The 12,759-nt window shown below is 67.6% G+C and carries 12 protein-coding genes; 7 read left to right on the top strand and 5 right to left on the bottom strand.

Translation table 11 applies throughout. The features are described 5' to 3' along the window. Positions 1-93: 93 nt before the first annotated feature. The 6 genes from corA to ACX36O_RS12870 all read left to right on the top strand — a co-directional run bounded on the left by corA (position 94) and on the right by ACX36O_RS12870 (position 7,126). Positions 94-1,080: a magnesium/cobalt transporter CorA gene (gene corA / locus ACX36O_RS12845; protein WP_213362103.1), complete on the top strand. Its 987-nt coding sequence runs from the start codon at positions 94-96 to the stop codon at positions 1,078-1,080. Positions 1,081-1,184: 104 nt separating this feature from the next. Next, positions 1,185-2,072: a MerR family transcriptional regulator gene (locus ACX36O_RS12850; protein WP_213362104.1), complete on the top strand. Its 888-nt coding sequence runs from the start codon at positions 1,185-1,187 to the stop codon at positions 2,070-2,072. 202 nt (positions 2,073-2,274) lie between these two features. Continuing rightward, positions 2,275-3,612, top strand: coding sequence for a TolC family protein (locus ACX36O_RS12855; RefSeq protein ID WP_213362105.1), 1,338 nt, complete (start codon positions 2,275-2,277; stop codon positions 3,610-3,612). A gap of 27 nt (positions 3,613-3,639) precedes the next feature. Then, positions 3,640-4,623 carry an HlyD family secretion protein gene (locus tag ACX36O_RS12860; protein ID WP_213362106.1) on the top strand — a complete coding sequence of 328 codons (984 nt, stop codon included), beginning with the start codon at positions 3,640-3,642 and terminating at the stop codon, positions 4,621-4,623. A gap of 15 nt (positions 4,624-4,638) precedes the next feature. Next, positions 4,639-5,838, top strand: a complete 1,200-nt coding sequence (locus tag ACX36O_RS12865) for an ABC transporter permease (RefSeq protein WP_213362107.1) — start codon at positions 4,639-4,641, stop codon at positions 5,836-5,838. A gap of 40 nt (positions 5,839-5,878) precedes the next feature. Then, the gene (locus ACX36O_RS12870; protein WP_213362109.1) at positions 5,879-7,126 is read left to right on the top strand and encodes an ABC transporter permease; all 1,248 of its coding nucleotides are present in this window, start codon (positions 5,879-5,881) and stop codon (positions 7,124-7,126) included. 34 nt (positions 7,127-7,160) lie between these two features. Here ACX36O_RS12870 and ACX36O_RS12875 read toward each other — a convergent pair whose 3' ends face one another. The 5 genes from ACX36O_RS12875 to ACX36O_RS12895 form a co-directional block, all read right to left on the bottom strand. Next, positions 7,161-7,889, bottom strand: coding sequence for a TerC family protein (locus tag ACX36O_RS12875; protein WP_213362111.1), 729 nt, complete (start codon positions 7,887-7,889; stop codon positions 7,161-7,163). A gap of 66 nt (positions 7,890-7,955) precedes the next feature. After that, positions 7,956-8,138 (bottom strand): hypothetical protein, encoded by a 183-nt coding sequence (locus ACX36O_RS12880; protein ID WP_213362112.1) that lies wholly within the window; start codon positions 8,136-8,138, stop codon positions 7,956-7,958. A 17-nt stretch (positions 8,139-8,155) separates the two neighbouring features. Next, the gene (gene feoB / locus ACX36O_RS12885; protein ID WP_347255523.1) at positions 8,156-10,060 is read right to left on the bottom strand and encodes a ferrous iron transport protein B; all 1,905 of its coding nucleotides are present in this window, start codon (positions 10,058-10,060) and stop codon (positions 8,156-8,158) included. Next, positions 10,050-10,337: a FeoA family protein gene (locus ACX36O_RS12890; protein ID WP_213362114.1), complete on the bottom strand. Its 288-nt coding sequence runs from the start codon at positions 10,335-10,337 to the stop codon at positions 10,050-10,052. Before ACX36O_RS12890 ends, feoB begins: the two co-directional genes overlap by 11 nt. Before the next feature lie 201 nt (positions 10,338-10,538). Further along, positions 10,539-11,156 (bottom strand): glutathione S-transferase family protein, encoded by a 618-nt coding sequence (locus tag ACX36O_RS12895; protein WP_371686782.1) that lies wholly within the window; start codon positions 11,154-11,156, stop codon positions 10,539-10,541. A gap of 151 nt (positions 11,157-11,307) precedes the next feature. Between ACX36O_RS12895 and purB the strand changes: the two genes are divergently transcribed. After that, positions 11,308-12,705 (top strand): adenylosuccinate lyase, encoded by a 1,398-nt coding sequence (purB, locus tag ACX36O_RS12900; protein WP_371686781.1) that lies wholly within the window; start codon positions 11,308-11,310, stop codon positions 12,703-12,705. Positions 12,706-12,759: the final 54 nt, after the last annotated feature.

Genomic DNA, 12,759 nt, shown 5'->3' on the forward strand with positions numbered 1-12,759 from the left:
TGAGCCGGCGGTCGCGGGCAGCGGAAGCACCTCCCGCCCCCCGTTATCCCGCCATACCGGTCGTGCATCGTGCGTGGCCGCAGGAAATCCGTCATGCTGAACATCTTCACGCTGGCCAATGGCCGCCTGTTCCAGGAAGAAATCGAGTCGCTCGAGGAGCTGACCCGCTTCAAGCCGATCTGGGTCGATCTGGAAGACCCCACCCTCGAAGAGAAACGCTGGATCAAGCAGCACTACGGCCTGTCCATTCCCGAAGACGCGATGGACGAGGACATCGAGGAATCCGCCCGCTTCTACGAGGAAGACAACGGCGAACTGCACATCCGCGCCGACTTTCTGGTGGCCGATTTCGACGACCCGAGCACCGAGCGCGTGGCCTTCATCCTGAACCAGAGCAATCCCGAGCTCAAGAGCTACAACATCCTGTTCTCGATCCACGACGACACGGTGCCGGTGTTCCGCCTGCTGCGCCTGCGCGCACGCCGCATGCCGGGGCTGATCACCGATGCCAAGGAGCTGCTGCTCAAGCTGTTCGACGCCGACGCCGAGTACAGCGCCGACACGCTGGAAGAGATCCACGAAGAGCTGGAGCATGCCAGCGCGCGCGTGCTGAAAGGTGACGTGACGGACGACGTGGCCGGCGAGGTGCTGGCCACCATTGCGCGCCAGGAAGACATGAACGGCCGCATCCGCCGCAATGCGACCGACACGCGCCGCGCCGTCAGCTTCATGATGCGCAGCCGCATGCTCAATGCCGAGCAGTTCGAGGAGGCACGCCAGATCATGCGCGACATCGACTCGCTCGACAGCCACACCACCTTCCTGTTCGACAAGATCAACTTTTTGATGGATGCGACGGTCGGTTTCATCAACATCAACCAGAACAAGATCATCAAGCTGTTCTCGGTGGCCAGCGTGGCCTTGCTGCCGCCGACGCTGGTGGCCAGCCTGTATGGCATGAACTTCCGCTTCATGCCGGAGCTGGAATGGCAGTATGGCTACGCCTGGGCGCTGGGCCTGATGATTGCCAGCGCGCTGCTGCCGATGTGGTACTTCCGCAAGCGCGGCTGGCTCAAGTAAACCCTGTGGCCAATCTGTAACTGTTGCGACAGAATAAGGTCGGACACTCTATATGACATTTCTAATGCGACATAATTTCTGTCACATTGAAAACCGACACGCTCATGACCGCATTCACTCCACCCTCTTCCGAGCGGCCGCACACCACGCTGGCCACCGACAGCGCGCTGCGCGCCGTGCAGCAGAGCCGTCCGGCCAGCGCCCACACCATGACCATCGAGGAGCTGGCCACCCAGGTCGGGATGACGGTGCGCAACGTGCGCGCCTACAACAGTACCGGCCTGTTGCCGCCGCCCACGCTGCGCGGCCGCCTGGGCCTGTATGGCGAGGAGCATCTGGCGCAGCTGCAGGCCATCCGCACCCTGCGCGGCCAGGGCCTGAGCCTGGAGCGCATCAAGGCCGTGGTGGAGCAGAACAACCGCAACGAGTCCAGTGGCGCCTGGAACAAGCTTGGGGATCTGGCGCGCGTGCTGTCCTGGCACATTCCGGTGGACCAGGAAGCGCTGCGCTTGCCCCTGTCCACCATCGAGGCCACCTGGCGCGCCGACTTCACCCCGGCGCAGACCGAACAGCTGGTGCGCAGCGGCCTGCAGCGCATCCTGCCTGATGGCAGCATCGAATACCTGACGCCCGGCCTGCGCGCCATCGCCCAGCAGCTGGCCGACATGGGCGTGCCACTGGACGATGCGCTGGAGATGCAGGAAACCGTGAGTCGCGACCTGCGCCGCCTGGTGCGCAGCAGCCTGCGTACCGTGCTGCAGGAAGCGGGCCGTCGCCCCGAGGCCGATTCGGACGAACAGGTGCAGCGCCTGCTGCAAAGCGCCCCGCTGCTGCTGCTGGAAGCGGTGCAGGCCATGCTGCCGGTGCTGCTGCAACAGGAGGCCGAGCATCTTGCCCAGAACCTGCGTCCGCTCTCGACCAGTCTGCTGGGCGCATCGCAACGCACCGGGACGGACCAGCACGATGCGGCCGGATCGACGGATGCGGCGTGAGCGCCTGCCGGCCTGGGGGCTGGCAGTATCTCTGGGGCTTGCGGTGCCGGGCGCCCTCGCCGCCGGCCCTGTCAAGCCGGTTGCGGCTCCCCTGGCTGCAGAATCAGGCCGGCCGGTGCCCCCTGCACCCGCCGGCACTGGAAAGCTGTCCGCTGCCGTTGATCGGATGCCGGCCACGCCAGGAGTTGCCTCCCGCGGAGCCATGGCCATCAGCCTGCAGGACGCACGCACGCGCCTGCTGCAGGTTTCCGACCAGCTTGCGGCAGCCCAGGCCGCGGTGGAAAGCAAGCGTCTGCAGACCGACAGCCTGAAGTATCTGGGCGGCCCGATGGTCGGCCTGTCTGCCGGAGCGACCCGCTACAACCTGCAGGGCGACCTGGACACGGCCGAACTCAGGCAGGACATGGGCGGCCAGCTCTCCGGCGTGGGTGCGCTGTTTCCGGCGCCGCTGGGGCAGCTGGTGACGCGGCTGCCGCAGGCCATTCCCGACACGCTTCCCTACGAGGTGACAGGCACCCGCACCAGCCAGTCCGTCAACGCCGTCTGGCCGGTCTATACCGGTGGCCTGACGCGTGCCGTGAGGGGATTCAGCGCGGCCCAGCAGCAGGAGGCCGCGGCAGAGGCCCAGCACACCGCGCACCAGCTGGAGGACACGCTGGTACAGCGCTATTTCGGCGTGCAGCTGGCCCGCCGTGCGCTGATGCTGCGCCAGCAGGCCGCCAGCACCATTGCCGAGCATGACCATGCCGCCGAGCGGCTGCTGCAGGTCGGCATGATCGCCCGTGTGGACCGGCTGCAGGCCAGCGTGGCGCTGGAGCAGGCGCGGCGCGAGCAGCTCAAGGCGCAGGGCGACCTGGCGCTGGCGCAGGCCGCCCTGCAAAGCCTGCTGCACAGCGAGCAGGCAGTGCAGCCGAGCACGCCACTGTTCGTCGATACGCGCCCGCTGCCGCCGCTGGAGCAGTTCCGCCAGCTGGCGCTGGGCCATCACCCCGGGCTGGAGAAGGTTGCGGCGAAGAAAGCACAGGCCGAGCAGCTGCATGCGCTGGAATCCTCGCGCTGGAAACCGACCGTGACCCTGTTCGGCCGGCGCGAACTGCAGCGCAACAACAGCAGCTGGATGGCCGGTGTGCAGGCCAACTGGACGCTGTGGTCCTCGGTGGACCGCAGCGCCATGCAGCAGGCTGCGGCGCAGCGCATCATCCAGGCCGAACGCACCGATGCACAGGTGCGCAGCGACATCGCGCTGCTGGTGGAAAAGAACTGGCGCGCCCTCGACGACGCCCGCCAGCAGTATCTGGCGCTGGCGCCCGGCGTGCAGCTGGCGCAGGAGATGATGCGCCTGCGCTCCAGCGGTCTGCGCGAGGGCACCAGCACCATGATCGACCTGATCGATGCGCATACCCAGTACACCAAGGCCGAAACCGAACGCGCCAAGGCCGCGCATGACTATGTGCTGGCGCTGTCGCGCCTGCTGGAGAGTGCCGGCGTACCCGAGCAGTTCGACAGTTACGCCCAGCGCGCCGATGTGCGGCTGCGCTGACGCCCCCTGATTTTCCGAAAGCATTGCATGCAGAAAACGACGCTTCGCAAGACCGTATTGGCCCTGGCCCTGCTGGCCGTGGCGGGCACCATCGGCTACGGCCTGTGGCGTGCCGCCGTGCCGCCCGCCGTGGTGCTGCAAGGGCAGATGGAGGCGCAGGAAACCGATGTGGCGCCCAAGGTGGCCGGCCGCATTGGCGAGGTGCTGGTGCGCGAAGGCCAGCAGGTGCGCTCCGGAGACGCGCTGATCCGCATGGACAGCCCCGAGATCGAGGCCAAGGTGGCGCAGGCACAGGCCGCGCGCGATGCCGCCAGCGCGGTGGCGCGCAAGGCCGCCAATGGCGCCCGTCCGCAGGAAGTGGAAATGGCCCGCGCCAACTGGCAGCGCGCCCAGGCCGCGGCCGATCTGGCCAGCAAGAGCTGGCAGCGCGTGGACCGGCTCGCACGAGAAGGGCTGGTGGCCGCGCAGAAGCGCGATGAAGCCTATGCCAATTTCGTGGCCGCACGCGATCAGGCCACGGCGGCCCGTGCCCAGTACGACCTGGCCGTGGCCGGTGCCCGCAGCGAGGACCGTGCCGCCGCCAACGCGCAGGAGCGCCAGGTGGCTGCCGTGGTGGCCGAGGCGCGCGTGGCGCAGTCCGAAGCGGCCCTGTCCAGCCCGGTGGCTGGCGAAGTGGCCAAGGTCTACGCCAAGGTCGGCGAGATTGCGCCGCAGGGCGTGCCGGTAGTCACCGTGGTCGACCTGCAGGACCAGTGGCTGGTGCTGAACGTGCGCGAGGACCGGGTGCAGCGCTTTGCCATCGGCAGCCAGTTCGAGGGCAGCATCCCGGCGCTGAAGCAGGACAAGGTGGTGTTCAAGGTCACCGCCAGCTCGGTGCTGCCGGACTTTGCCACCTGGCGTGCCACGCGCAGCGACCAGGGCTTCGACATGCGCACCTTCGAGATCAAGGCCAGGCCACTGCAGCCGATTGCCGGCGTGCGCCCCGGCATGAGCGTGCTGGTGCAGCCCTGAGCCGGGGGGCAAGCCATGCTGCGCATCGCCCGAGCCAGCGCCCTGCATGAGTGGGAGCGCCTGCGCGAAGATCCCTGGGACCTGGCCATGATCAGCCTGGTGCCCATGCTGACCGTGCTGCTGCTGTGGTGGATTTTCTCGGCCGGACTGCCGGGAAAGCTGCCGATCGGCCTGCTGGATCAGGATCACAGCGCGCTGTCGCGCCAGGCGGCGCGCCTGCTGCAGGCTTCGCCCGGGCTGGACATCACCCGTTCGCTGGCGAGCGAGCGTGAGGCCGAACAGGCACTGCGCAGCGGCCGTATCGAGGCCTATGTGCAGATTCCGCCAGACTTTGCGCGGCAGGTTGCAAGCGCACGGCCCACGCGCGTGGTGCTGGTGCACAACGCCCAGCGCAGCATGCCCTCGGGCGCGGTGCAGCGCGATGTGCGTGCAGCCATCGGGGCCCTTTCGGCCGGCATCGAACTGGAGGCGCGCATGCGGCGCGGGCAGAGCCCGGCACAGGCCGAGCAGGCTCTCGCGCCGCTGCGCCTCGATGCCGCCGGGCTGTTCAACATCTCCGCCAACTACCAGGTGTTTCTGGCCACCACGCTGATGCCGGCGCTGCTGCACATCCTGGCCATGACGGCCGGTGCCTGGGCCATGGGACGCAAGCTGCGCGACCGCTCGCTCGACGTCTGGCTGCGCGATGCCATCGGCGAATCCTTCGGCGCGCTGCCGCGCTGGAGCGAACTGCTGGCCGCGATCCTGGGCAAGGTGGTGTGGCCCATGCTGGGCATGATGGCAGCCGCCAGCGTGGCCTTCACCCTGATGACGACGCGGCTGCACGCCGCACCGGGCGCCTGGGTCATGACCTGGTCGGGCCTGTTGCTGCTGGTGCTGCTGTCGGTGGCGCTGGGGGCGCTGGCCGCCTCGCTGACGCTGTCGTTGCGCATGGCACTGTCGATGACCGGATTCATCACTGCACCCGCGTTTGCCTTCAGCGGCGTGGGCTATCCGGTGCTGGCGATGCCGCCGGGCGCCCAGCTCTGGGCCAATGCACTGCCGCTCACGCACTACCTGCAGCTGCAGGTGCGCATGCTGGAGATGCAGGCGCCGCTGGCGCTGGCCGTCTGGCCGCTGGCAAGCCTGGCCCTGGGAACGCTGGCAACGCTGGCGCTGGCGGCGCTGGCGTTGCGCCGCGCGCAGGCGCTGCCCGAACGCTGGGGGGCACGCTGATGGCGGCACTTCGTCCCTGTGCAGGGCGGGAGGTCTGCTGATGGCGACCTTTCTGCGCGAACTGCTGGCCACCTGGCGTGCCGCCTTTACCGATGCCGGTACCGTGCTGCTGCTGGTGATCGCGCCGGTAATCTACGGCTTCTTCTACCCCTGGCCCTACAGCACCGAAGTGGCGCAGCGCGTGCCGGTGGCGGTGGTCGATCTGGACCACTCGGCCCTGTCGCGCCAGATCACGCGCTTTGCCCAGGCCAGCCCGCGGCTGGCCGTGCAGACGCTGGCGTCCGAGGCGGAGGCGAAACAGGCGTTCTGGGAAGGACGCATCGTCGGCTATGCGGTGCTGCCGCGTGATCTCAAGCGCGACGTGCTGCGCGGCCGGCAGGCGGTGGTGCCGGTGGCCGCCAATGGCAGCTACCTGCTGCTGAACAAGACGGTGCTGTACGGCTTTGCGGAGGCGGTGGGCACGGTCTCGGCGGGGATCGAGCTGCGCCAGCTGGGTGCACGCGGGGTGGCGCCTGACGTGGCCAATGCGCTGCGCGACCCGGTACCGTTGCAGGCCGTGGCGCAATTCAATCCGGCCGAAGGCTATGGCAGCAGCCTGGTGCCGGCGGTGGCGATGCTGATCCTGCAGCAGACGCTGCTGATGGCGGCGGGGATGCTGATCGGCACCTGGGCGGAGCAGGAAGCGGAGTCGGAACCGGAGCCGGTGCTGCGGCAGCAGTTGCAGAACTCCGGCGCCCTGCGAGTCACTGATGGCCCCGAAAGCGGCCATGCGCCAGCGTCACATGAGGGTTCCATGCCGGCGGCTGCGCCTCCCCTGCTGCGCACTACTGCCGCCGGCTGGACGGCACGCGTCGTGGCACTGGCCGTGCCGAATGCGCTGCTGGGGGCGTTCTACTTCGGCTGGCTGTTCCAGTGGCAGGGCTACGGCCATGGCGGCAACGTGCCGGCCAGCGTGCTGCTGATCGCGCTGTTCAGCCTGGCCTGCGCCGCGCTGGGCTGCCTGCTGGGGCTGGCGCTGCGCAACCGCGAGCGTGCCATGCAGCTGCTGCTGTTCGGGGCGCTGCCGCTGTTCTTCCTGAGCGGCCACCCCTGGCCGGTGAGTGCGCTGCCGGAAGCCCTGCAACTGCTGCGCTGGCTGTCGCCCAGTACGCCCGCGATCGAGGCCTCGATCCGACTCAACCAGATGGGGGCCAGCCTGGCGGACGTGGCGCCGCAGATGCTGGCGCTGGCTGTGCTCGGAGCGACAGGCTTCGCGGCATTGATCCGGCTGGGCTCAAAACGCCGGTAGGCGCGATGCACGAACGCAACCGCGGTGCTGCAAATCAGCGCTGCCCCGCCTCCTGCCGTGCCAGCGCCTCGTTGACTTCTTCCACTTCCTGCGCATGGATCTGGCGCTGGCGGCGCCAGCCAGCGATCAGCACCAGGGCCACCACCAGGGCCACGAAACCCCAGTACCAGAGCGGACTGGTGGCAAAGAAGGCCTTGAGCTGCCACGGCTCGTTCACGATCATCTTGGCCGCAGTAAAGGCCAGCACGCCGGCGCCGAGGAAAGTGATGATGGGGAAACGATCCACCAGCTTGAGCACCAGCGAGCTGCCGAACACCATGATCGGGATGCTGATCAGCAGGCCGGCCACCACCAGGTCGATGGCGCCGTGCGCGGCACCGGCCACGCCGAGTACGTTGTCCACGCCCATCAGGGCATCGGCGACCACGATGGTTTTAATGGCGCCCCAGAACGAGGTGGCGCTTTCGCCGCCTTCCTCGTCGTGGCTTTCGTCGGAGAGCAGCTTGTAGGCGATGTAGATCAGGCCGAGACCACCGACCAGCATCAGACCCGGAATGCGCAGCAGCCAGACCACGCCAATGGTCATGAGGGTACGCACCACCACCGCACCCAGCGTGCCCCAGACGATGGCGCGCCGCTGCAGGTGCTTGGGCAGGTTGCGCGCCGCCAGCGCGATCACGATGGCGTTGTCACCCGCCAGTACCAGGTCAATCAGAATAATGGCCAGCAGCGAAGACCACCAGCCGGGAGACAGCAACTCCATACAATCCTTTCCGGCGCCCCGCGCCGTCAACCCTTTATTGTACGAGCGCTGCGTGTCAGTGCTGCTTCAGTGGCAACTGCCGCCGTCGCGCTTGCCCGGGCAATTGGCACAGGCGTCGCTGCTGCCGGCATCACCGCAGCCGCCCGCCTTGCCCCCCAGGCGCTCGCGCCAGGCGCCCGGCATCAGCTTCCAGACGGCATACACGGCGGCCAGCGCCACCACGGCATAGACGATGATTTCCTGCCACATGCTGGTCTCCTCCTGCCTCAGCCCGCGCCCAGCGCCAATGCCACGCGGTAGGTGATGAAGCTGGCCAGATAGGCCAGGCCGAACAGATAGGCCGCCATGATCCAGACATGGCGCCAACTGTGCGTCTCGCGCTTGACCGCGGCCAGCGTGGACAGGCATTGCGGCGCAAACACGAACCAGGCCAGCAGCGACAGCGCGGTGGCCAGCGACCATTGCGCGGAGATCAGTGGCGACAGCGCTTCCGCCACCCCATCGCCACTGCCGGAGAGTGCGTAGACCGTACCCAGCGCACCCACCACCACCTCGCGCGCGGCCATGCCGGGCACCAGCGCGATGGAGATCTGCCAGTTGAAGCCGATCGGCGCAAATACCAGCTCCAGCAGGCGGCCGAGGCGGCCGGCCAGGCTGTATTCGATGGCGGGGCCGGTGAAGCCTTCCGGCGGCGCGGGGAAGCTCGACAGCGCCCACAGCACGATGGTCAGCGCCAGGATGATGGTGCCGACGCGGCGCAGGAAGATCCAGGCGCGCTCGTACAGGCCCAGCAGCAGGTTGCGCAGGTTGGGCCAGCGGTAGGCCGGCAGCTCCATCAGCAGCGGGGAGAATTCCGCACTCTTGCGCCAGCGCTTCATGCTCCAGGCCACCAGCATGGCCGAAAGAATGCCGGCCACGTACAGCACGAACAGCACCAGCCCCTGCAGGTTGAACAGGCCCCAGACCTTGCGCGAAGGGATGAAGGCAGCGATCAGCAGCGCATACACCGGCAGGCGCGCCGAGCAGGTCATCAGCGGCGCGATCATGATGGTCATGAGGCGGTCGCGCCAGTTGCCGATGGTGCGCGTGGCCATGATGCCGGGTACGGCACAGGCAAAGCTGGACAGCAGCGGGATGAAGGAGCGGCCAGAAAGCCCCACCTTGCCCATCACGCGGTCCAGCAGGAAGGCGGCGCGCGGCAGGTAGCCGGAATCCTCCAGTGCCAGGATGAACAGGAACAGAATCAGGATCTGCGGCAGAAACACCAGCACGCCGCCGGCCCCGGCGATCACGCCGTCGACCAGCAGGCTGCGCAGCACGCCTTCGGGCATGTGCTCGCTGAGCCAGCCCCCCAGCGCGTCGAAACTGCCGGTGATCAGGTCCATGGGCCAGGCAGCCCAGCTGAACACGGCCTGGAACATCAGGAACAGCACGGCGGCCAGCAGCAGCGGGCCCCAGACCGGATGCAGGACCACGCGGTCGATGCGGTCGGTGGTCTGCAGCTTCTTCTTGGGCTCGTGCACGGCATGGCGGTGGATGCGGCGCACCTCGGATTGCAGCGCCAGCACATCGGCGGTGGAGGGGGGGCGGCTCCAGTCCTGCTCCAGCGCCTTGCGCGGTGCGGGGGACAGCGGCTCGTCCAGCGCGCGCAGCAATGCCCGGGCACCTTCGGCCTGCACGCCCACCGCGTCGATTACCGGCACGCCCAGCTCCCTGGACAGCGCGGCGCGGTCGATCTCGATGTGGGCAGCCTGCATCATGTCGGTCATGTTCAGCACCACCAGCATCGGCAGGCCGAGCTGGCGCGCCTGCAGCACCAGCTGCAGGCTCAGGCGCAGATTGGTGGCGTCGGTGACGCAGACCAGCAGATCGGGCATGGGCTCGTTGCTGCGGCCGGTGACCACGTCGCGCGCCACCGCCTCGTCGGCCGAGGCGGCATGCAGACTGTAGGTGCCGGGCAAATCGAGCACGAATACGCTGCGGCCCTGCGGTGTGACGGCAATGCCCTCCTTGCGCTCGACCGTGACGCCGGCGTAGTTGGCCACCTTCTGGCGGCTGCCGGTGAGCAGGTTGAACAGCGCGGTCTTGCCGCAGTTGGGATTGCCGAGCAGGGCGATGCGCTGCGGCTGGCGCGAACCGCGCGGCTGGAACTGCAGGGGTTCAGTGCGCATCGGCCACTCCCGGCGTGACGCAGATGCGGTCCGCCTCGTGGCGACGCAGGGCAAAGGTGGTGTGGCCCACGCGCACGGCCAGCGGATCGCGCCGCAGTCCGGCAGAGGCCATGATGCGCACCGGTTCGCCGGGCACGAAGCCGATCTCGAGCAGGCGCAGCATCAGTGCGTCGTCAGTGCCGTCCGGCGCCGGGAGCACCCGGCGCACCGTGGCCCATTGGCCGATGGGCAGCGCGTGCAGGCGCACGTCTTCCATCCCGTGTTGACTGTGTTGCATGATCGTGAATGCCCGGCGATGTATGTTCTAAATGAGAATCATACTCGATATAGGCCCCGGTGAATCGTGCAATCGGCGTGTTTTTGCCCCGGATCAAGGCCCGGGTGTATCGCCGGCGCATCAGTACGGCGGACGAGACGGGCGCCCGGCGGAGGGATGACCGGTGGCCGTGCCGTGCCGCTCAGCTCAGCTCAGCTCAGCTCAGCCCGGCATGGTTTCGGCAAAGCTCGGACGCTGCTCCAGCCGCTCCTGCAGCTGGGCCAGGTTGGGATGCTCGCTGCGCCAGTCGATCTGCGGAAAGCGGAAACTCAGCCAGCCCAGCGCGCAGCCGACGGCGATGTCGGCCAGGGTGAGGTGCACGCCGCAGCAATGGGGATGGTCGCTCAGGCGGCGGTCCATCTCGGCCACGCCGGCCTGCACCTTGGCAAGCTGGCGGTTGATCCAGGCCTGGCTGCGCTCGGCGTCGCTGCGGCCGTGCCACACGGCTTCGAGGCGGGCCAGCGCGCCGGCATCGCAAACGCCGTCGGCAAGTGCCTCCCATACCTTCACGTCCAGCCGGTCGCGGCTGGAGGCCGGCACCAGCTTGCCCACCGGGCTGAGGGTGTCGAGGTATTCGGCGATGACGCGCGAGTCGTAGATGACGTCGCCCGACTTGAGCAACTGCAGCGTGGGCACCTTGCCCAGCGGGTTGGTGTCGGCCATGTCGCAATCGGGCGCCCACACATCGGTTGGCTCGAACTGGTATTCGAGTTTCTTTTCCGCCATCACCACGCGCACCTTGCGCACGTAGGGGCTGGTTGTGGAGCCAAAGAGTTTCATGCCGGTTGCAGCTGTTATACGAAGGCCTCATTGTAGCCAGCCGTCCGCGTCCGGGTGCAGTGCCGCAGATGTAAAAGGCGGTATCCGCAAGTGTTGCTGCACTGCAGCATGAATTGCCCACGCCGTCTGCAGTTTCCCTACAATGTGGCCCATGATGCAAGCGAACTCCCTCGACCTCACCCCCGTCACCGCCGTATCGCCGCTGGACGGCCGCTACGCCGCCAAACTCAAGCCCCTGCGCGCCAGCATGAGCGAATACGGCTACATGCGCGCCCGCGTGCAGGTGGAAGTGGCCTGGTTCATGGCCCTGAGCGATGCCGGCATGGAGCAATTCAAGCCGCTCACGCCCGGTGCCCGCAAGTATCTGCTGGAACTGGTGAAGAACTTCTCCCTGGATGACGCGCGCGCCATCAAGGAAATCGAGAAGACCACCAACCACGACGTGAAGGCGGTGGAATACTGGATCAAGGGCAAGTTCGACGGCCGCCCCGAGCTGCAGGACGCCTCGGAGTTCGTACACTTCTCCTGCACCAGCGAAGACATCAACAACACCAGCCACGCGCTGCAGCTCAAGGCCTGCCGCGAGCAGGTGCTGCTGCCCGGCCTGGACGCCATCTGCAACACGCTGCGCGACATGGCGCAGAAGTTTGCCGAGGTGCCCATGCTGAGCCGCACCCACGGCCAGACCGCCAGCCCCACCACCGTGGGCAAGGAAATCGCCAACGTGCTGGTGCGCCTGGACAAGGCGCGCGCCCAGATCGCCGCCGTGCCCCTGCTGGGCAAGATGAACGGTGCCGTGGGCAACTACAACGCGCACCTGAGCGCCGCACCGGATCTGGACTGGGAAGCCTTCAGCCGCAACGTGATCGAGACGCCCGAGCCGATCGGCCTGGGCCTGACCTTCCAGCCCTACAGCATCCAGATCGAGCCGCATGACTACATGGCCGAACTGTTCGATGCCGTGGCGCGCAGCAACACCATCCTGATCGACTTTGCCCGCGACATCTGGGGCTACATCAGCATGGGCTACTTCAAGCAGAAGCTGAAGGAAGGCGAGATCGGCTCGTCCACCATGCCGCACAAGGTCAACCCGATCGACTTCGAGAACGCCGAGGGCAATCTGGGCCTGGCCAACGCGCTGCTGCGCCACCTGAGCGAGAAGCTGCCGATCAGCCGCTGGCAGCGTGACCTGACCGACTCCACCGTGCTGCGCAACATGGGCGTGGCGCTGGGCTACGCCATCCTGGCACACCAGTCGCTGATGACCGGCCTGGGCAAGCTGCAGCTGAACGAGGAGCGCCTGGCCGAAGACCTGGACCATGCCTGGGAAGTGCTGGCCGAGCCGATCCAGACCGTGATGCGCCGCTATGGCGTGCAAGGCGCCTACGAGAAGCTCAAGGAAGTCACGCGCGGCAAGACGGTGCAGGCGGCCGATCTGCACAACCTGATCCGCGGGCTGGAAATTCCCGAATCCGAAAAGGAACGCCTGCTGGCCATGACGCCCGGCAGCTACGTGGGCAAGGCCGCCGAGCTGGCACGCCGCGCCTGATTGCGGCTGCGTTCACGACCAGGCCACCTGCCGCAAGGCCGGTGGCCTTGTTTT

The sequence above is a fragment of the Brachymonas sp. KE5 genome (assembly GCF_057773645.1).

Excerpts from the sequence above, each read along its gene's own strand:
- corA (WP_213362103.1), top strand. The coding sequence starts at position 94 with ATGCTGAACATCTTCACGCTGGCCAATGGCCGCCTGTTCCAGGAAGAA.
- ACX36O_RS12850 (WP_213362104.1), top strand. The coding sequence starts at position 1,185 with ATGACCGCATTCACTCCACCCTCTTCCGAGCGGCCGCACACCACGCTG.
- ACX36O_RS12855 (WP_213362105.1), top strand. The coding sequence starts at position 2,275 with ATGGCCATCAGCCTGCAGGACGCACGCACGCGCCTGCTGCAGGTTTCC.
- ACX36O_RS12860 (WP_213362106.1), top strand. The coding sequence starts at position 3,640 with ATGCAGAAAACGACGCTTCGCAAGACCGTATTGGCCCTGGCCCTGCTG.
- ACX36O_RS12865 (WP_213362107.1), top strand. The coding sequence starts at position 4,639 with ATGCTGCGCATCGCCCGAGCCAGCGCCCTGCATGAGTGGGAGCGCCTG.
- ACX36O_RS12870 (WP_213362109.1), top strand. The coding sequence starts at position 5,879 with ATGGCGACCTTTCTGCGCGAACTGCTGGCCACCTGGCGTGCCGCCTTT.
- ACX36O_RS12875 (WP_213362111.1), bottom strand. The coding sequence starts at position 7,889 with ATGGAGTTGCTGTCTCCCGGCTGGTGGTCTTCGCTGCTGGCCATTATT.
- ACX36O_RS12880 (WP_213362112.1), bottom strand. The coding sequence starts at position 8,138 with ATGTGGCAGGAAATCATCGTCTATGCCGTGGTGGCGCTGGCCGCCGTG.
- feoB (WP_347255523.1), bottom strand. The coding sequence starts at position 10,060 with ATGCGCACTGAACCCCTGCAGTTCCAGCCGCGCGGTTCGCGCCAGCCG.
- ACX36O_RS12890 (WP_213362114.1), bottom strand. The coding sequence starts at position 10,337 with ATGCAACACAGTCAACACGGGATGGAAGACGTGCGCCTGCACGCGCTG.
- ACX36O_RS12895 (WP_371686782.1), bottom strand. The coding sequence starts at position 11,156 with ATGAAACTCTTTGGCTCCACAACCAGCCCCTACGTGCGCAAGGTGCGC.
- purB (WP_371686781.1), top strand. The coding sequence starts at position 11,308 with ATGATGCAAGCGAACTCCCTCGACCTCACCCCCGTCACCGCCGTATCG.